Annotated in this window: 11 protein-coding genes, 11 tRNA genes, 3 pseudogenes and 1 other annotated feature; of the genes and pseudogenes, 6 read left to right on the top strand and 19 right to left on the bottom strand. The window is 45.2% G+C overall.

Annotated elements, in window-relative coordinates; all coding sequences use genetic code 11:
• Window positions 1-362: 362 nt before the first annotated feature.
• From glmS to ACQQ6X_RS21950, 19 genes are all read right to left on the bottom strand, one after another.
• Entirely contained in the window at window positions 363-2,195 is a 1,833-nt protein-coding gene (gene glmS, locus ACQQ6X_RS21860) for a glutamine--fructose-6-phosphate transaminase (isomerizing) (protein WP_305167020.1), read from the bottom strand.
• A gap of 207 nt (window positions 2,196-2,402) precedes the next feature.
• On the bottom strand, window positions 2,403-2,597 hold the full coding sequence (locus ACQQ6X_RS21865; protein ID WP_305167021.1) for a hypothetical protein: 195 nt from the start codon (window positions 2,595-2,597) through the stop codon (window positions 2,403-2,405).
• A 225-nt stretch (window positions 2,598-2,822) separates the two neighbouring features.
• Window positions 2,823-4,163, bottom strand: a complete 1,341-nt coding sequence (gene glmM / locus ACQQ6X_RS21870; protein WP_063212533.1) for a phosphoglucosamine mutase — start codon at window positions 4,161-4,163, stop codon at window positions 2,823-2,825.
• 60 nt (window positions 4,164-4,223) lie between these two features.
• Window positions 4,224-5,690, bottom strand: coding sequence for a CdaR family protein (locus tag ACQQ6X_RS21875; RefSeq protein ID WP_305167022.1), 1,467 nt, complete (start codon window positions 5,688-5,690; stop codon window positions 4,224-4,226).
• Window positions 5,687-6,520 (bottom strand): diadenylate cyclase CdaA, encoded by an 834-nt coding sequence (gene cdaA / locus ACQQ6X_RS21880; RefSeq protein ID WP_013373237.1) that lies wholly within the window; start codon window positions 6,518-6,520, stop codon window positions 5,687-5,689. The genes ACQQ6X_RS21875 and cdaA overlap by 4 nt, the downstream gene beginning before the upstream one ends.
• Before the next feature lie 221 nt (window positions 6,521-6,741).
• Window positions 6,742-7,365, bottom strand: coding sequence for a zf-HC2 domain-containing protein (locus ACQQ6X_RS21885; protein WP_063212531.1), 624 nt, complete (start codon window positions 7,363-7,365; stop codon window positions 6,742-6,744).
• A 150-nt stretch (window positions 7,366-7,515) separates the two neighbouring features.
• On the bottom strand, window positions 7,516-8,082 hold the full coding sequence (sigW, locus tag ACQQ6X_RS21890; protein WP_058712327.1) for an RNA polymerase sigma factor SigW: 567 nt from the start codon (window positions 8,080-8,082) through the stop codon (window positions 7,516-7,518).
• Window positions 8,083-8,273: 191 nt separating this feature from the next.
• On the bottom strand, window positions 8,274-11,066 hold the full coding sequence (gene ppc, locus ACQQ6X_RS21895) for a phosphoenolpyruvate carboxylase (RefSeq protein ID WP_305167023.1): 2,793 nt from the start codon (window positions 11,064-11,066) through the stop codon (window positions 8,274-8,276).
• 724 nt (window positions 11,067-11,790) lie between these two features.
• Window positions 11,791-11,861, bottom strand: a tRNA-Gly gene (locus ACQQ6X_RS21900).
• A gap of 9 nt (window positions 11,862-11,870) precedes the next feature.
• Window positions 11,871-11,944 (bottom strand) — tRNA-Pro (locus tag ACQQ6X_RS21905).
• A 19-nt stretch (window positions 11,945-11,963) separates the two neighbouring features.
• Window positions 11,964-12,040 (bottom strand) — tRNA-Arg (locus tag ACQQ6X_RS21910).
• A 5-nt stretch (window positions 12,041-12,045) separates the two neighbouring features.
• Window positions 12,046-12,120, bottom strand: a tRNA-Gly gene (locus ACQQ6X_RS21915).
• Window positions 12,121-12,130: 10 nt separating this feature from the next.
• Window positions 12,131-12,211 (bottom strand) — tRNA-Leu (locus ACQQ6X_RS21920).
• Between the two features lie 11 nt (window positions 12,212-12,222).
• A tRNA-Lys gene (locus tag ACQQ6X_RS21925) sits at window positions 12,223-12,298 on the bottom strand.
• Window positions 12,299-12,304: 6 nt separating this feature from the next.
• Window positions 12,305-12,379: transfer RNA gene (locus tag ACQQ6X_RS21930), tRNA-Gln, on the bottom strand.
• 55 nt (window positions 12,380-12,434) lie between these two features.
• Window positions 12,435-12,510, bottom strand: a tRNA-Val gene (locus ACQQ6X_RS21935).
• Window positions 12,511-12,521: 11 nt separating this feature from the next.
• Window positions 12,522-12,593 (bottom strand) — tRNA-Glu (locus ACQQ6X_RS21940).
• A gap of 11 nt (window positions 12,594-12,604) precedes the next feature.
• Window positions 12,605-12,677 (bottom strand) — tRNA-Thr (locus ACQQ6X_RS21945).
• 3 nt (window positions 12,678-12,680) lie between these two features.
• A tRNA-Asn gene (locus tag ACQQ6X_RS21950) sits at window positions 12,681-12,756 on the bottom strand.
• Window positions 12,753-13,406: a sequence feature (most likely nonfunctional fraction of RNA operon), on the top strand. It overlaps the preceding tRNA gene by 4 nt.
• A 15-nt stretch (window positions 13,407-13,421) precedes the next feature.
• Here ACQQ6X_RS21950 and ACQQ6X_RS21955 point away from each other — a divergent pair.
• The 6 genes and pseudogenes from ACQQ6X_RS21955 to ACQQ6X_RS21980 all read left to right on the top strand — a co-directional run bounded on the left by ACQQ6X_RS21955 (window position 13,422) and on the right by ACQQ6X_RS21980 (window position 19,018).
• Entirely contained in the window at window positions 13,422-13,640 is a 219-nt protein-coding gene (locus tag ACQQ6X_RS21955) for a transposase (protein WP_430493495.1), read from the top strand.
• Window positions 13,641-13,767: 127 nt separating this feature from the next.
• Window positions 13,768-14,154, top strand: a pseudogene (locus tag ACQQ6X_RS21960) (SDR family NAD(P)-dependent oxidoreductase); the annotation flags it as partial.
• Between the two features lie 288 nt (window positions 14,155-14,442).
• Window positions 14,443-15,911 (top strand): annotated as a pseudogene (locus tag ACQQ6X_RS21965) (IS5 family transposase).
• 228 nt (window positions 15,912-16,139) lie between these two features.
• On the top strand, window positions 16,140-16,340 hold the full coding sequence (locus tag ACQQ6X_RS21970) for a hypothetical protein (protein WP_264218275.1): 201 nt from the start codon (window positions 16,140-16,142) through the stop codon (window positions 16,338-16,340).
• Window positions 16,250-16,477, top strand: a pseudogene (locus ACQQ6X_RS21975) (transposase domain-containing protein); the annotation flags it as partial. The gene ACQQ6X_RS21970 and the pseudogene ACQQ6X_RS21975, both read left to right, overlap by 91 nt.
• 378 nt (window positions 16,478-16,855) lie before the next feature.
• Complete coding sequence (locus ACQQ6X_RS21980) at window positions 16,856-19,018, top strand: DNA topoisomerase III (protein WP_305167032.1); 2,163 nt, start codon at window positions 16,856-16,858, stop codon at window positions 19,016-19,018.
• Window positions 19,019-19,291: the final 273 nt, after the last annotated feature.

The following is a 19,291-nucleotide window of genomic DNA, read 5'->3' on the forward strand; positions in this document are numbered from 1 at the left end:
ATTTTTCTGAACTCTCATAAAATTTTTCAACAGAGACTTGAAATTTTCCTGCTCCAAATCATTAAAGAGTACTTTCGATACAACTACAGGAAAGGATTTGAGGGTATTTGATTCGTTATGTAACTTATGTTCGTTCTGATTAAGCCCAAGCAGTCCCCTTCTTAATTTAATAAAAAAGCCCGATGATACTTGCTCATCGGGCTTTTGTTAAATACTTACTTAAGAAGAGATATTATTGTTATTTGATACTAATAATTAGTACACAACTTTATTGTCTATTTCTCGATTAGTACACAACTTTATTGTTTAGTACACAACTTTATTGTCTGTACACAACAATCGGACTTTTGTTAAGATACTCTTTATTCTACAGTAACACTTTTCGCCAAGTTACGTGGTTTATCAACATCATGGCCCAGTGCAAGGGATGCGTAGTAAGCCAACAGTTGGAGAGCTATAACTGAAATAGCAGCCGACAGAATCGGAAGTGTTTTTGGAATTGCAAATACTTGATCCACGGATTTCAGCAGTTCCACAGCATGCTCTTCATACGTGATTGCAAGCACGTCACCGCCACGAGCTTTAACTTCCTTAATGTTGCTCACGGTTTTTTCCAACACGGATTCCTGAGTTACTAAAGCGATAACTGGAATTCCCTCTTCGATCAATGCCAGTGTACCATGCTTCAGCTCACCAGCAGCATATGCCTCGGAATGAATGTAGGAGATTTCCTTAAGTTTCAGGGAACCTTCCTGTACTACAGCATAGTCTTGACCACGACCAATAAAGAACAAGTGCTTGTTGCTAGCGATTTGCTCAGCATAGGCTTTGATCGCATCTGCTTTACCCAACATCTCTTCAACTTGCTCTGGCAGTGATTCCATAGCAGCCAGCACATGAGCTACTTGCTCATCCGTTTGTGTGCCGCGTACTTGAGCCAGATACAGACCCAACAGATAAAATGCAATTAACTGGGAAGAATACGCTTTGGTGGAGGCTACGGCAATTTCCGGTCCTGCCAGTGTAACCAATACGTCATCTGCATCACGGGCGATGGAACTGCCAACTACGTTTGTAATCGCCAGCACATGTGCCCCATTGGCTTGTGCTTCACGCAGTGCTGCCAAGGTGTCAGCAGTTTCACCGGATTGACTCACCACGATCACCAAGGTCTCTGGTGTCACGATTGGGGAACGGTAGCGATATTCGGAAGCTACATCGTTTTCTACTGGAATACGAGCAAGACTTTCGATCACCGTACGACCAATCAAACCAGCATTGTAAGCTGTACCACACGCTACAATTTGAATATTACGGATATTTTTAATTTGTTCTTCGGTGAGCTTCAGCTCTGGAAGAACAACTTTTTTAGTGCCTTTATCAATACGACCCAACATCGTATCACGGTAAGCCTTAGGCTGTTCGTGGATTTCTTTCAACATGAAATGCTCATAGCCGCCTTTTTCTGCTGTTACAGCATCCCATTCGACATGAATCATTTCCCGAGAAATAAATTGGCCTTCGATTGTCATTAATTCGACAGCATCACTAGTCAGAACAGCCATTTCGCCATCATTCAAAATAAATACATTGCGTGTATATTTCAGAATAGCCGGAATGTCGGAACCGATAAAGTTCTCGCCTTCTCCCACACCAATAACCAGCGGGCTGGCTTGACGAACAGCTACCAGCTTATTAGGCTCGTGCTCAGTCAGCACTCCCAGTGCAAAAGCACCGCGCATAAAGGTAATTGCCTTTTGTACTGCTTTAACAATATCCCCTTTATACTCACGCGCAACCAGATGGGAAATGATTTCTGTATCCGTTTCGGAAATAAAGGTATGACCTTCGCTGATCAACTGTTCCTTCAATTCCAAATAGTTCTCAATAATTCCGTTGTGAACTACAGAAAACTTTTGGCTCTCATCCAAATGTGGATGCGAGTTTTCATCAGAAGGCTTACCGTGTGTTGCCCAACGTGTATGCCCGATACCTGCATGGCCTACCAACGGCGTACCATCCAGTTTAGCTTCCAGATTCGCCAGACGACCTTTCGCCTTGGCTACTTGCAGTCCTGAATCTGTAAACACGGCAATACCCGCAGAGTCATACCCGCGGTACTCCAGCTTCTTCAGTCCGTCAATCAATACCTCTTGCGTATTCTGATTACCAATATATCCTACAATGCCACACATATTCGTTATCCTCCCGATCATCATTTCACAAGACGACTCATCACAGGGTTAACGTGTGCGGTAGATTGTGGAATAAAGTTCATTCATCTATGAAGTTGTCAATGATAACTATAAAATTTACAGGCATCTCTTCACGAATGTAACGAAATTCCCAAACCGCGCACGCCAATGATGATGGCCGCACATTCATGAAATGAATCTTTTAATTTAGATTATAAAATAATAAGGGCATCTACCGGTGCGTTGTGTAAACAGTTGCCTGTTTATTTTCCGCTGCCGGTTTACGGGTTGATGCTTCACCGGAAGGTCCCCGCCGAATGTTTCGAACACCTTCACCTCGTCAGCTTGCTTTGTCGTGAACTGATATCGGGCAATACCATCGGAATCTATTGCTTTCTCCACCAAGTTCCCCCGCACAAAATCAAGCTCTGGCGCTTGTATTACATTACCTCACAACCCTCACTTTCTCTAATTGAGTCACAACATCCCTATATTATATTCAGCAGAGCATCATTTGGCAATGACACTTTATTCATAATTAAACCCTACAGGCAATGAATCGTTAATGAATAACCGCAAACGCGGTTGCCTGCTTAGGTTTAACAGGCAACCCACGTTTACAAAATTTTAAACTAATTCTTTTTTCACGACGTCTACGATCTGTCCGACGAATTGCTCCAGCTCATCCTTATCCGGGCCTTCGGCCATCACACGAATAAGCGACTCTGTACCTGAGGCACGGACCAATACACGCCCATTATCGCCCAATTGTTGTTCCACCTGCTCTATGGCTTCTGCAATCGCAGGATTCCCCTCGTAATTGCGTTTGTCCTGCACGCGTACATTCACAAGTACTTGCGGATATTGTTTCATAAGCGATTTTAGTTCGCTCATCTTCTTGCCGGAAGCTTTCAGCGTATCTACTAGTTGTATCCCTGTCAGCATGCCATCACCTGTCGTATTGTGATCCAGGAAGATAACATGACCAGACTGCTCACCGCCCAGATTAAATCCACCCCGGCGCATTTCTTCCATCACATAACGGTCTCCGACCGCAGTTTTTGCAGTCTTGAGAGCTAGTTTTTCAGTAGCTTTATAAAAACCGATATTACTCATTACTGTCGATACAATAGTGCTATCCTTGAGTTTGCCAGCGCGGTTCATTGCATCTCCGCAAATACAGAGAATGTAGTCTCCATCTACCTCTTCCCCATTTTCATCAATTGCGATCAGGCGGTCGGCATCCCCGTCAAAGGCAAGCCCAATATCTGCTTTCAAGCGGAGCACTTCTTCTTTCAGCTTTTCAGGATGAGTCGAGCCGCAATGATCATTGATATTCAATCCGTTTGGCTCCGCGCCGATCGTGTGTACTTCGGCTCCCAAATCCGCAAAGAGCTTCGGCGCCAGCTCATAAGCTGCTCCGTTTGCACAGTCCAACACTATTTTTAAGCCTTCAAAAGAATGGCTAATTGTTGTTTTCAAAAACTCCAGATAATCATAGCGGGAATGCTCGTCTACAACGACCGTCCCCAATCCGCTGCCAATTGGACGAGGCAGTTGGTCTTCTTTTGCATCCATGAGCTCTTCAATCTTCAATTCCGTTTCATCCGTTAGTTTAAACCCATCGCCACCAAAAAACTTAATCCCGTTGTCCTCGACAGGATTGTGGGATGCCGAAATCATTACACCAGCGTCCGCTTTCAATTGTCGTGTGAGATAGGCCACCCCAGGTGTCGAAACAATACCTAGACGAACCACATTAGCCCCGATAGACAACAAACCGGCTACTAGTGCCGATTCCAACATCAATCCGGATATCCGTGTATCCATGCCAATAACAACTGTTGGTTTCTCTACATTACCTGCTAAAACATATCCGCCGCAGCGGCCAATACTATATGCCAGTTCGGCTGTAAGTTCCTGATTAGCAACGCCTCGTACACCATCTGTACCAAAATATTTCCCCATGTAAAATGACTCCCTTTTTTTGTCTAATAAATCTTGATCCTTTACTACAGATAAAACATGTTATGGCTGACTGCCCTCCGAGGTTCCATTCACAGAAGATTCTGCGCCGTTATGAGGACTTGTTTTATCCTCCGCAGCTGCGTTGTCCCCGGTATTAGCGTCAGAGTTGCCACCTTGATTGCCTTGCCCCTCCTGTGGCCTCTCCTGCCCCTTATCGCCACCAGAGGGGTTTGATTCATTCTCACTATTTGGATTCGTTACAGCAGGCGTAGAAGGGCCCTCAATGTTTACCGTTGCTTTGAGTTTGCCGGCATTCCCGACTTGCGTAATGTATTTAGGCAAGCCTACTCTCAGAGTGACCTCGTGTTGACCAGCCGAGAGGCCACTTATATTTGCCACCAAACTAACGTCATCATTGGTTAAGTTGTTTACCAGATCCTGCGGGCCCTTCACAGTAACATCCATCGTCTTGCCTACGGGTGCTGTAACAGTCGCATTCGCTCCATCTCCTGCACCTTGTAAAACAATTGGGATGCCTGACAGCGTCCGTTCCGTGTCTGTAACTTCATTGGAAGGAACGACGGTCACCTGAATTTGTATTGACCCTGGCTCGATTTTATCAGAACCTGAGGGAGCTGCCAAATTAGCTTGAACCGTACGGGTCCCCGCTTCCGTAAATTGACTTAGATCAAGTGTAGCCGTCACATAAGAGCTGAGACTGCTTAATACATCCTGCGATCCATATACTGCTACTTCTTTCACGTTCGCGTTTACTTTTGAAAGCGCCAATCCATCAGGTAATTCCCCAGAATATACTATTTTGACAGGCACAGACTTCGCCTGCTGAGTGACTGGGATTTCAACAGACACAGTGGATGGCTCAATGACCGCACCTGTGAGTTCCTGTCCCTTTTTGTTATAAGCCTTCAGTTTTACACGTTTCTGTTCAAACTTTTCTGAGATACCATCCGTGTTAACTGCCCCTTGTACCACAGTGACGGTATTCAACTGACTTTTGGGTAAAGTCACCTTTACCGTTTGAGGAGTTATCACAGGCTTACCAAGCTGTAGCCCCGCATCCGGATTACCCTTAGGTAATATAGATACATTAAATGATTTCGTCTGTTTTTCCTCAATTGTTACTGTAACACGGTTAGGAGTCATCGATACCAATTCCACCCCATCCGGCAAATCCGGTTCAAGCGGTAATGTTTTTGTACCTGCTCCTAAGCCGCTTAAGTTTAGTTTGGCCTGATAATTATCCGCAAAAAAAGTAGTCAGGACAGAACGCTGTCCTCTGACCTCCATCTTTACATGATCAGTGTCCATCGTAGACAGCACATATTTTGATTCATCCAGACCACTAGCCTGTATGGCCACATTATCAATTATTTTATTATTATAAGAAACGGTTAACGTAGACGAAGGTGTACCTGTATCCAGATGAACCATTCCCCACAGCATTATAGCAACCGCAAGCGCCAAAATCTTGGAAATCGTATTATTGTTAATCCATTTGTCCATCATGAATTTCCACGGCCTCCCCTCCGATTCCAGAATGAGCCGCGTTTTTCCTTCAAAGACGGTGTTGGCCGCAACTCCTCGTACAGCTTGGAGATCAGGGATTCTTCCTTAATGTCACGCACGACCTGTCCATTGATAGCCAACGAAATTTGGCCTGTTTCCTCCGATACCACGACGGTTACGGCATCCGTTACCTCACTGACCCCAATCGCAGCCCGATGACGTGTTCCCAACTCCTTGCTAATGAAGGGATTTTCCGATAATGGCAAATAGCAGGCCGCAGAGGCAATCTGTTTATTTTGTATAATCACCGCACCATCATGCAAAGGCGTATTGGGAATGAAGATGTTAATTAACAGTTCAGAACTAACTACAGCCTGTGTCTTGATACCAGACTCCGTATATTCGTTCAGCCCTGTCTCGCGCTCGAATACGACCAATGCTCCTATTTTTCTACGTGATAAATAATTCAGCGCCTTAATCATTTCTCCAATTAACTTATTGATTTCTTCATCATCTACTGACGAACGCCCAAATAGTTTACCACGCCCCAACTGCTCTAAAGCACGACGTAACTCAGGCTGAAAAATAATGAAAATTGCCACTACACCAAAGGTGAACATCTGATTCATCAACCACTTGAGTGTGTACAAATCAAACCAGGTACTAACCGCCCAAATAACGACCAGGAACAGAATCCCTTTTAACAATTGAACTGCCCGCGTTCCGCGAACAAGTAAAATAAGCTGATACATAATATAGGTTACGATCAAAATGTCGATAATATCTTTAATGGACTCTTTCCAAGTCAGGTCCGCAAAATAATCCAACATGCGCATGCCCCCGCAATTTTCTGTAGTGAGTGGGTGTAATATGTACACAGTATGCTCTCTCTATCTAGGTTATAACGATCAGGCTCGCGTTGCAAGCTGTGTGACAAAAGAACCTCCAAAATCAGTAAAATACAGTACAAATCGCCATCTTCATATACAAAAAAACGCCTTTTCCAGCGGAAAGAGGCGCTCGATATCGTTCTTGCCATTTTGAGCTTCTCTTAAGGAGAAGACGGTCCCCCGAACAGATCGGTAACCTTGTACCAAATCCAGTCCAGAGTTTGATCAATACTTTTAACCTGTCCTGCAATATGGGCGGTTGAAGCTTGATAGTAAGAGCCGTCAATCACAGTAACATTTCCTTCCACATCGCCGTATACACGGGCCTCACCATTTTGTACTGTTAAATCTCCGGCTATGGATTTTCCTTCAGGTACAATTACAGTATCGCCCTGAATTACAACTTGATCTAGATTGCTTCCTTTGACTACCAATTGATGGTCCGTGCTGGAAAAGCTGGCCATACTTGAGCATATCACAATAAGGAAGAAGGCGGCGGCTGTTACAGCGGGATGCCTCTTCACCCAAGATAGCATAGGCACCGCAGGTTGTCTTTTATGCGGCGGCAAAGCATTCATAATGCGAAATGTCAGCTCATCTGATACACACGGCACTTGATGATACCGTGTACCGTAAAGCATCGCATCCGTCCGCTCCAGCTCTTTAAAACGCATGCGGCATTCCGGGCAGTCTAACAAGTGTTGTTCCAACTCATGTTTGTCCTGCTCAGACAGGTCGCCATCTAGATAGTCATGCATAAAAGAGACGGCTTGTTTGCAATCCATATGAGCCAATCCTTTCTAATATTCTTCCGTGTTTCTCAACATAAAATGCTCCGGCTTAGAAACTTTGCTCATCTTACATACGTTACAACGGGCATTATGTTTCATAAAAACATCTAGGCAGGCACTTTTCCTAGAATGTATGCACATTATTTATAGCTTGTGCTCCAGTTTTTTGCGTAGAAAATCCCGTCCCCTGTGTACTCTTGTCTTAATTGTAGTAACTGGGAGATTGAGCACGTCGCTAATTTCCTGCAAGGAAAGCTCCTGCAAGTACCGTAAAACCATAATCGTCTTGTATTTATCCGGAAGGCTGTCAATGGCGTCATGAATCAAAGCTTGCGTTTCCGACAACAGCGTACTTCCTTCAGGGGTAAGCTCGTCGCTGGCAAGCATGGCATACCCATCAACACCTTCCTGATCATTCATTTCAGCATCCAGTGAGTATGTAGGTTTTCTTCTTCGCAGACGATCAATGCACAGATTTGTAGCAATCCGATAAATCCAGGTTGAGAACTTCTGTCCATGGTCATACTTTTCCAAATTTCGATACACACGCAAAAAGGTTTCCTGCACCAAATCCTCTGCCTCATGACGATTACCTAGCATCCGGTAGGAAAGATGAAAAATCCGATCTTTATATAACTCGACTAACTCCGCAAAAGCTCGCTGATCACCTTTCTGCACCAGCCTAACCAAGCGGCTTTCCATATTATCCACTCTATACTCCCCCAGACTTGCTGATGGGTTACTTATTAAATGTTTATGATTATTCATCGTAGTTTAATTTTATCCAGAAATCAACTGAAGTGGGGACACAGTTCACAAATACGCCCGACATTACTATAAACACAGCACAATCGGGCACTCCAGAGAGTACCCGATTGCCTGTATCATACAGCCAAACTATATCAGCCTGTGTTTCTTAAGCCTGCGGCAATTCCGTTAATCGTCAACAGTACCTCACGCAGCATCTCAGCGTCATCACCGTTCTGATTGCGCAGCTCGCGTAGCTCACTTAGCAATTGAACCTGCAAATAACTTAACGGGTCCACATAAGGATTACGCAACCGGATAGATTCCTGAATAACAGGTACATCGTCCAAAATCTCGGATTGTCCGGTTATTTTGAGAATCAACTCAGATGTCAGCTTGAACTCTGTAGAAATCTGCCCGAATATACGTTGGCGTGCTTCTTCATTATCCGACATCCCAGCGTACTCCTCTGCAATCAGCAAATCCGCTTTGGCGATTGCCATTTGCAGTGTATCTATAAGCGAACGGAAGAAGGCAGATTCCCTAAACATCGTTTGCAGTACTTTAAGGTTCTCTTCATTGTTCTGATAGTAGCTTTGCAAGCCTGTTCCTGCCGCATACCAAGCAGGAAGCAGGTAACGACTTTGTGTCCACGCAAAAACCCATGGAATGGCGCGCAAGTCCTCAAAACGTTCACTGTTCTTACGCTTGGACGGACGAGAGCCAATATTCAGCTCGCCCACTTCAGGCAACGGCGTAGATTCTTTGAAGAACGTGAAGAAATCAGGGTCTCGGAAAATCAAATCCTGATACTTCTCCAGTGATACCTCGGAAATACGGGCAATAATCTCCTCCCAGCTCTCCTCGAACACTTCTTTCTTTCCTGAGCGATGATATGCGGCAGCGGTAATTAACGCCGATGTCGCCTGCTCCAAGCTACGATATGCGATCCCCTTAAGCGAATAGCGGGATGATAGCACTTCGCCTTGCTCCGTAATCTTAATTCCTCCACCAATGGTATGAGGAGGCTGAGCCAGAATACTGCGATTAAGCGGCATTCCTCCACGCCCCAGAGCCCCTCCACGCCCGTGGAAGAACTTCACTTTTACACCATACTCATTTACTACTTCCGTAATGCTATTCATTGCGACCCGAAGTTCCCAGTTCGCTGTAACCACACCGCCGTCCTTATTACTATCTGAGTAACCAAGCATAATCTCCTGGAGCTCATCCATTGCGGCCACAGATTGTCGATACACAGGCAGGTTCATCAATCTTCTCATAATATCAGGTGCAGCGTGCAAATCATCTATCGTTTCGAACAAAGGAACGGATTGCAGCGTACAGATGACAGTGCCATCCTTTTCGATGCGGAACAGGCCCACCTCTTTGGATAACACCATTACCTCCAGCAAATCACTGGCCCCTTGAGTCATACTGATCAAGTAACTTGTAATGGACTGCTTGCCGAATTCCTCCTGAGCCAAATAAATCGTGCGATATACATCAAGACATTCCTGTGTGCTATCGCTATATTTTAAATATGGCGAAGTAATCGGACGAGGTTCATTTAGCAGCTTTTCCAGCAGATCTATTTTTTCTTCCTCTGACAGCTTACTGTAATCTGACACAATGTTCATCTTAGAAAGGATTTCAGTCATCGCATTTTCATGCTCCTGGCTATGCTGACGCACATCCAGCGTAGCTGTATGAAACCCGAACAGCTCTACCTGACGAATCATCTTTTGAATATAGGTGTCTGCCACATAATCAGCAAAATGATGACGCAGGCTGTTGGCAATCACATTCAGATCTGCAATCAGCTCTTCCGCGGAACTGTAGCGCTCTTTGGTCCCCTGCTTGCTTTCATCCAAAACGTTATTCACCTTAGCAATCATATATGCCAGTTTTATGCGATAAGGCTCTTTTTCGTTATGCCATACTTCCATTTTTTTAAGTGTGATGTGGGCGCGATCTTCTTCAATAGAAGCCAACAAATCATCAGAAACTCGTACAATGCTGGTACTGAAGCTCAAGTAGCCCATGAGTTCCTTCAGCGTATGCTGATATTCTCTCAAAGCTAGCTTGCGTTGCATACGTAATGTTTCCCAAGTCACATGAGATGTAACAGATGGATTCCCGTCTCGGTCTCCACCGATCCAAGAACCAAATCTCAAATAAGTTGGAATGTGCCATTTTTGCTCAGGATAATATTTATCCAGACATCGTTCCAATTCTTGGTATACATCCGGCAATACATGAAACAAGGTCTCATGAAAATAATACATTCCATTTCTTACTTCATCTAATACTGTTGGCTTCCGATCACGTAGCTCATCCGTTTGCCACAGCGTAATTACTTCATTAAGCAAATTCTCTCGTACCTGTTCCCGCTCACGCAAGGTAAGCATCGGATTATCCAGCAGCATGACGTCTTCGGAAATACGTTTGTGGATGTCCAGAATTACTCGTCGTGTTGCTTCTGTAGGATGTGCGGTCATGACCAGCTCCAAAGAGAGTTCATTCAGCATGTTGCTTACGTCCTCAGCCGAGAAGCCTCCTTGTTTAAGCTCCTGAACGGAACTTTCAATCGAACCCGGTTGAACCTCTTCACCAGCGGAATGCTCATAATCCCGCTTACGACGAATACGATGGTTTTGCTCAGCGATATTCACCAACTGAAAGTAAATCGCAAACGCACGAATAACCTGGTGACGAATATCCGTATCCAGTCCACTGACCATTTGTTTGAAATTCTCGTATAACTCCGGCTGATACCCAGCACGTAACGATTTACTTGCCTCACGTATTTTCTCCACGATATCCAAAAGTTCGTTGCCACCCTGATGAACCAAAACCTCACCAAGAATATTGCCTAGAAAACGAACGTCCCGCCGTAGCAGATTGTTGGATTGGTTTTTGTTAGCGGTTAACGTAAGCTCAGTCATGCTTTTCCCCCCATCTGATCTGTTCCACATCATATTCAGTTGTAGTAAAGGTACGTTTACACACGAAATTTGACACTTTCTTAACATCATACAATAAAAACGTATGAAAAGCTGCAAAATTTACAGTAAAAAATCATCCTTTTTAAATACTTTTTTAGAGAATATATTGGTATTTTATACAATAAAATGAAAATAAATAAAAAATTGATTATCTACACTATAGATGCGCGAAACTTATGCACAGTCTCTCGTAAAAAGTGTGTTTTCAAAAGTGAAAAACTTTTGTCATGATGTGAATATGTTTATTATTTGTTGACAACGTGAATTTCATTGATCTCTATCCACAAAGATACACACAAATAAGGAATAATCCCAGTATTCCAGATCAGATTACTCATAACTCCCTACGTTTTACCCACATAAATAAAGAGGAGTGTGTACAACAAAAGAAGCAGATGGAAAGTAATCCCCATGGATCCGTACCACGATAATCTCAAGATTCAAATGTTCAATGGATTTGATCACGAATTTAGCCTTTCTACAGGAAAAAGGGGGACGTAAGAGGGGAAATCCGAGTCAAGTGTTAGAAGCCTATTTAGAATATGCACAGATCATCCCCAACCGTGCATGACAAGAGGCATCATTTGATGGTCTATATACACATAAAAGTTAATGTAATGTGGACAAAATAAAAAGAAGCCTTTCGGCTTCTAGGTAATCAGTAAGCGGGTGATGGGAATCGAACCCACGCTATCAGCTTGGAAGGCTGAAGTTCTACCATTGAACTACACCCGCAAATCAGTATCGGGATGACACGATTTGAACATGCGACCCCCTGGTCCCAAACCAGGTGCTCTACCAAGCTGAGCTACATCCCGATATTGTATTTTTTTAAAATGGCGCGCCCTGAGAGATTCGAACTCCCGGCCTTTTGATTCGTAGTCAAACGCTCTATCCAGCTGAGCTAAGGGCGCAAATATGGAGCGGACGACGGGAATCGAACCCGCGACCCTCGCCTTGGCAAGGCGATGCTCTACCGCTGAGCCACGTCCGCAAAAACAAGATGCGCGTGGAGGGACTTGAACCCCCACGTCAAAGACGCTAGATCCTAAGTCTAGTGCGTCTGCCAATTCCGCCACACGCGCATATAATATAATGGTGAGCCATGAAGGACTCGAACCTTCGACACCCTGATTAAAAGTCAGGTGCTCTACCAACTGAGCTAATGGCTCTCAATATGGCTGGGGATATAGGATTTGAACCTATGCATGACGGAGTCAAAGTCCGTTGCCTTACCGCTTGGCTAATCCCCAATATGCATATGATTCACAATTCTCCTATATTTCATCCATGTAAGAGAATAAAATATGGTGGAGGCTGAGGGGATCGAACCCCCGACCCTCTGCTTGTAAGGCAGATGCTCTCCCAGCTGAGCTAAGCCTCCATACTATCCTATGACCCGTAGGGGATTCGAACCCCTGTTACCTCCGTGAAAGGGAGGTGTCTTAACCCCTTGACCAACGGGCCATCCTGTAACAAGCTCTCAACCGGGATCGAACCGGTGACCTCATCCTTACCATGGATGCACTCTACCTACTGAGCTATGAGAGCAAATGGCTCCCCGAACAGGACTCGAACCTGTGACAACTCGATTAACAGTCGAGTGCTCTACCAACTGAGCTATCAGGGAATAATAATTATAAAACTCGCTTGGCGGCGTCCTACTCTCCCAGGACCCTGCGGTCCAAGTACCATCGGCGCTGGAGGGCTTAACGGTCGTGTTCGGGATGGGTACGTGTGGAACCCCTCCGCTATCGCCACCAAACATGAACTTTCCTTCGGGACAGAGGAGACAGGTGGTGCATGGTTGTCGTCAGCTCGTGTCGTGAGATGTTGGGTTAAGTCCCGCAACGAGCGCAACCCTTATGCTTAGTTGCCAGCAGGTCAAGCTGGGCACTCTAAGCAGACTGCCGGTGACAAACCGGAGGAAGGTGGGGATGACGTCAAATCATCATGCCCCTTATGACCTGGGCTACACACGTACTACAATGGCCGGTACAACGGGAAGCGAAGGAGCGATCTGGAGCGAATCCTAGAAAAGCCGGTCTCAGTTCGGATTGCAGGCTGCAACTCGCCTGCATGAAGTCGGAATTGCTAGTAATCGCGGATCAGCATGCCGCGGTGAATACGTTCCCGGGTCTTGTACACACCGCCCGTCACACCACGAGAGTTTACAACACCCGAAGTCGGTGAGGTAACCGCAAGGAGCCAGCCGCCGAAGGTGGGGTAGATGATTGGGGTGAAGTCGTAACAAGGTAGCCGTATCGGAAGGTGCGGCTGGATCACCTCCTTTCTATGGAGAATCGTTTCCCGATCACTCCGGTTATCCCAAGCAAACGCAATCGGCGGGTAAAGCGCCCGTTAGATTCTGAAACGTATAAAGAGCGACACTTAATTGAATGCTTTTTCAACAAAGTAAAAAACTATCGACGCTTGGCTACTCGCTATGAAAAAACAGCGAACATGTTCATGGCTTTTTTGACGCTGCTTTCAATTCGTTTATGGCTCAAATAGGTTTGCGTACAGGCTCTAGAGAATTGTACAATTAAATTTTTGAATAAGAACAAAGAGAAAGTCCTAAAACAGGCATTCTCTCTAAAAAATATGTACAATATACTATTTGTGAAAAGTTATGTAGATACTCGAGCATTTGAAGTCCAAAGAAGAAGCGGTTATTATCAATACGACTTCGTCACTTGGATTCGTGCCACTGGCGGGTGCTGCTGTTTATAGTGCGACGAAAGCAGCGCTCCATTCCTATACGCTATCCCAACGGTACATGCTTAAAGACACATCGGTGAAAATCCTGGAAATTGCGCCGCCAGGGGTTCAAACGTATTTCAATAACGATCCGAGCTCTATGCTACTAGCATCATTCATTGATGAAACGATGAAGGTACTTGGTACGGATGCGGACGAGGTTCTAGTGGAAGAAGCGAAAGTATTTCGAAACACCCCGGGCCCGAACGAAGGTATTTTTGTGAACCAGTTAAACAATATGATGTTTGAGCCGCCAAAGGGTCATTAATCCGTTTAATACTTAGCGTATATTTTCGTTAATTATCTCAACTCGCTTTTAGAAAATCCTTGATTATCAAGGGCGTGTACATCGAAGACATGTAAACAACGTATTCGCCTTGACAATGAGCCTCGCGGCATCGGAGTCTAAACACGTGCGCCGATGCCCATAGGACACGGTTTACCTAGGGCTTGCTGAACGAATCAAAACTCCAACAGGCACAAGGGTTTAGGGCCTCTTATGTCGAAGGAAAACGGGGCAGCCCCGTGAAAAACCGTGCACTTGGAGGCGTCAGGATTGTATCAGCGAACCGAGAACCAGATGAACCTGCCCGTCGACTTTTTTCTGCCGTTCGGCGGAAAGCTCGCAGAAGATAACCGCTGGGTGCTGCTGGCCCAGATGATTCCGTGGTGGATGCTCGAAGAGAAGTATGCGAAAAACTTCAAGAAAAGCCTCAAGGGCCAAAAAGCCGTTTCGATCCGTATCGCGCTCGGCGCACTCATCATCCAGGAGCGGCTTGGCACCGATGATCGGGAGACACTTCGTCAGATTCTGGAGAACCCGTATCTGCAGTACTTCCTCGGTCTGCCGGAATATCGGTACCGCCGTCCGTTTCATCATTCTCTCATGACGCATTTCCGCAAGCGATTGGGTGGCGAAATTCTGGATGAAGTGAATGAATGGATCGCTCTGGAAGAAGCGCGCAAGTGTCGGATGATTCATCGGACGACGATGAACCTGGCAGCGGAACTGACGCAGCGTCCGGTAAGCCTTCAGAAACGCAGCCACAGCAGATGGAACTGACGAACGAGGGCGAACTGCTGCTGGACGCTACCTGCGCGCCGGCGGATATCGCCTACCCGACGGATTTGTCGTTACTGAATCAGGCCAGAGAAAAGCTGGAGAAGATCATCGACATCCTGCACGAACCAAGAACGTGGAAAGACCCGCAAGCCCAGAACATACCGAGAGCGTGCCCGCAAAGCCTATCTGGCGGTTGCCAAGCAGCGGCGCGTGAAGCCGCGCGCGATACGAAAAGCGATCGGCAAGCAGCTCAGGTTCGTTTCCCGTGATCTACGCATGATCGCCGAACTCGCCGATATGACGAGCGGCCTGCCGCGGCGTTTGTACAAGGAACTGCTGGTCATTCAAGAGCTTTATCGTCAGCAGCAAACGATGTATGACAAGCGGACACACAGCATATCGGATCGGATTGTCAGTATCGCACAGCCACATGTCAGACCGATCGTGCGCGGCAAAGCCAGGGCAAACGTCGAGTTCGGAGAGAAGCTGGCGATTAGCGTGGTGAACGGCTACGCTTTCCACGAGCATCTGTCGTGGGATAGCTACAACGAAGGGCAGACATTGCAGGACGCCGTAGACGTTACCGCGCCAGATTTGGTTATTATCCCAAAGCGGTGCTGGCCGACCAGATCTATCGAACCCGCGACAACTTGCGCTTCTGCAAAGAGGGAATTCGCTTAAGCGGACCGCAGTTGGGTCGTCCGTCAGCCGATCAGCAGGAGAAAAAGAAAATCGCCAAGACGGATGCAGCCGCACGCAATGCGGTGGAAGGCAAGTTCGGCGAAGGCAAGCGCAGTTATGGGTTTGGCCGTATTCGAGCACACCTTCAGACGACGAGCGAGACCGTGATCGGGCTGCAACTGCTGGTGATGAACCTCGAAAAGAGACTTCGGGTTCTCTTTTTGTCTATTTTGCAATGGCTGTGGTTGAGACTCGCGGTCCGCTTGCTCGTTCCACTGTAAAATGTGACCCGTTCAGCAAGCCCTACCTAGCAAGGTTATCCGATGCCTCTCATTGTAAAGGCACCACTACGCTGAATACGTTGTTTACAGAGTTAAGATATCCCGTAAACAAAGTAACATTATCGGTGAAATTCGTTACTTTGTTTACTATTAATAGCATGGTTTAAGCTAGTCAAGATAAAGTTAAAATGTTGGCGGATCGCCAATAGGACTAATGACAAATTGAAGGTGAAATTGCATATCGACAGCGGACACGATGCCGGGGCGATGTGGTTTGCGTACTCGACCGTCTATTCTTCACCGGACGGAAGCGGCTGGTATTCGCTCGTTATCATTGAAAAAAATGGTTTTTTTCCAATGCGCCACACGGAGCAAAAGCCAGTGCAACGATCTACAGTGTCATTGAAACAGCGAAGAAAAACGGGCTAAATCCTTTCAAGTATTTGACGGACCTGCTCGAACAGCTTCCGCAGCTTGCGAATCCGAAAGATCCGGTTGAGCTAGACGAATTGTTGCCATGGTCGCCTTCGCTCCCACTGACGTGCCGCCTATTTCAATCAAACTAAGACTAACAGGCCCTCATCTTGGGAACAAGGTGGGGGCTATTTTGCGCTTACACAACTGCTGGTGATGAACCTGAAAAGAGACTTCGGGGTCTCTTTTTGCCTCTTTTGCAATGGTTTTTGTCAAGGCTCGCCGTTCATTTGCTCGTAACATCGTAAAACATGATCCGCTAAGAAAGCCCTAATTATCAAGATTCAATGTGATGTCTGAAAAGAAAATTGAATTTACCTAAGAATGGATATAAAAAAAGAGGGAGTGAAGCCCAGCAACTATTTCATACCACTTATTATCATTTTGCTGTATATAATTCTAAGTCATGAAATTGAACCGATTTGCTGATATAATCAATTTATAGTTCTCTCAGAAAGGTCCGTGACATATTGAAACTTATTATTGCGGAAAAACCGGATCAAGGGGCGAAGTTGGCTTCACCTTTTAAACATAAAAAACAACAAGGGTATATTGAAATCTCACCGAACGATACATTTCCAAAAGGAGCCCTAGTGACTTGGGCTGTTGGTCATGTTTGCGAATTGGTGCCTCCAGAGGAATACGATCCTAGTCTTAAGAAGTGGAGTCTAGACAATTTGCCGATATTACCCGAAAAATTTAGACATCGCGTTTCTCCTTCTAAAGCCAAGCAATTTCAAGTGATTAAATCCCTTTTAATGCGTCCAGATATCAAAGAAATCGTCCATGCCGGGGATGCCGGGAGGGAAGGAGAGTACATAGTCCGCATAGCGGTTCAGCTTGCTGGAGTGAACAAACCTATGAAACGGCTATGGATATCATCGTTAACACCCAAAGCCGTCGAACAAGGTTTTATGAATTTGAAAGGTGAAGAGGATACCCGGTCCTTATATTATGAAGCCGTTAGCCGTTCTTGCGCTGATTGGCTCGTAGGAATGAATGGTTCACGGGTATATTCACTTCTGTTCCAGCGTAGAGGAATTAGAGAAGTATTCTCAACTGGGCGTGTACAAAGTCCGACATTGGCGCTAATCGTAGCACGCGAGAAAGAAATTCAGAATTTCAAACCGGAACCGTTCTGGGAATTAAAAGCCAAATTCCTAATAAATGATACTGTCTATGAAGGCACATGGTTTCGGGAGGAGCAAACACGGTTTGCAAGTCGGGATGAAGCGGAGTCCGTCAAAAGAAACTGTGAAAATAAGCTGGCATCAGTCAATGAAATTGAGAGAGAGCGAAAAGAATTTCAACCGCCACAGCTCTTTAACTTATCTTCATTGCAAGCAGTTGCCAATCAAATTTATAAATATTCGCCTCAAAGTTGTTTAAATGCGCTGCAGCAGCTTTATCTGGAAGGATACATTTCCTATCCGAGATCGGATTCGGCTTATGTAACACCTGAAGAAGCCAGGCAATTTCCTGAGATTCTTTCAAAGTTAAGTCGTCAAGAATCATTCAAGGATTTCTTTCCTTTGCCCATACAATCTATTGCCAATAATAAGAGATTTGTCAATGCGGCAAAAGTAAGTGATCACTATGCGATCATTCCAACAGAAGTGATCCCCCAAATCGGACGATTGAAACCAGAAGAGCGTAATTTATACGAGCTGATTGTCAAGAGGCTGATAGCTGCGCATTATGATAAGGCTATTATTGATTATTCGCGCTTAATTACAGTCGTAGGTGATCAAGAAACATTTCTCACCAAAGGAAGACTTATTGTGCAGGAAGGTTGGCGAAAAGTTCTGTATGATTCTGATTCTCAGGAAGAATCCGAACCAGATGTATTACCTCCATTGGAGCAAGGCGACTCAGGAACAGTTGAAGAATTACTTGTAAAAGAAGGAAAAACTCAGGCTCCAAAGCGATACACCGAAGGGCAATTGATTACTTTAATGAAGACGGCTGGAAAGCATCTTGAAGACGCAGAGTTAGAGAAAATTCTTAAAAAAACAGAAGGATTGGGCACGGAGGCCACGCGTGCCGGTATCATCTCAGTTCTTAAAGACCGCAAGTATATTGAGGTAAAGAAAAACATGGTTTATGCTACAAGCAAGGGGATTATATTGATCGATGCTTTAGGCGACAGCATATTAGCATCCGCAGAAATGACAGCCAAGTGGGAACAACGACTTCATGATGTCGGGCAAGGCAATGCGTCCCCGCAATCGTTTATGGAGCAGGCTAAAAGATTGTCGCAAAAAATTGTCGATGATGCAATTCGAAACTCGATGACTTGGACTTTTACAGCAAAAAGTATGGAGAGTAAAGAGCAGACTGAAAAAGCGGATAAGGTTTCTGGAGGTTTAGGTCTTGGTCCGTGTCCGAAATGCAAAGAGGATGTTATAGATAAAGGGGCGGCTTATAGTTGCTCGGCAAGGCCGCGATGCGATTTTTCATTTTCTAAAAAAGTATTGGGTAAAACCATAACAGAAACGCAGATCAAGAGGTTTTTGGGGAAAGGGAGGACAAACCTTATTAAGGGATTCAAAAAAGGTGACAAAACTTTCGAGGCCGCACTTGTCTGGAAAAAGGAAGAAGGTAGGGTCGGTTTTGAATTTAAACCGAAGTAAGGATATTATCTTGACAAGACTAGGTAAAATAATTAAATTAAACGTATGACTATGAATCATTATGCGAGATGTGACAAGAGTTGCATCGAGCTCTAGCCAGGCGGCAAAAGAGCACTTGTAAGATTTCATTACAGGATTCAATCGAGTCCCGTATGATTTCTTTTAAGTTGCTCTTTTTTTATTGAAAAGCGTGCGTCATTATGACTCAAGTACTACAACTCAAAATGTATAAATATGCATTTGATTCTATGCATCCTTTAACTGGTTTAATCC

This window comes from Paenibacillus ottowii (assembly GCF_050516475.1).
In the GTDB taxonomy this organism is placed as follows: domain Bacteria; phylum Bacillota; class Bacilli; order Paenibacillales; family Paenibacillaceae; genus Paenibacillus; species Paenibacillus ottowii.

Bases quoted from the DNA above. Each gene is read 5' to 3' on its own strand.
- glmS (WP_305167020.1), bottom strand. From the start codon at position 2,195: ATGTGTGGCATTGTAGGATATATTGGTAATCAGAATACGCAAGAGGTA.
- glmM (WP_063212533.1), bottom strand. From the start codon at position 4,163: ATGGGGAAATATTTTGGTACAGATGGTGTACGAGGCGTTGCTAATCAG.
- ACQQ6X_RS21875 (WP_305167022.1), bottom strand. From the start codon at position 5,690: ATGATGGACAAATGGATTAACAATAATACGATTTCCAAGATTTTGGCG.
- cdaA (WP_013373237.1), bottom strand. From the start codon at position 6,520: ATGTTGGATTATTTTGCGGACCTGACTTGGAAAGAGTCCATTAAAGAT.
- ACQQ6X_RS21885 (WP_063212531.1), bottom strand. From the start codon at position 7,365: ATGGATTGCAAACAAGCCGTCTCTTTTATGCATGACTATCTAGATGGC.
- ppc (WP_305167023.1), bottom strand. From the start codon at position 11,066: ATGACTGAGCTTACGTTAACCGCTAACAAAAACCAATCCAACAATCTG.
- ACQQ6X_RS21955 (WP_430493495.1), top strand. From the start codon at position 13,422: ATGGAGAATCGTTTCCCGATCACTCCGGTTATCCCAAGCAAACGCAAT.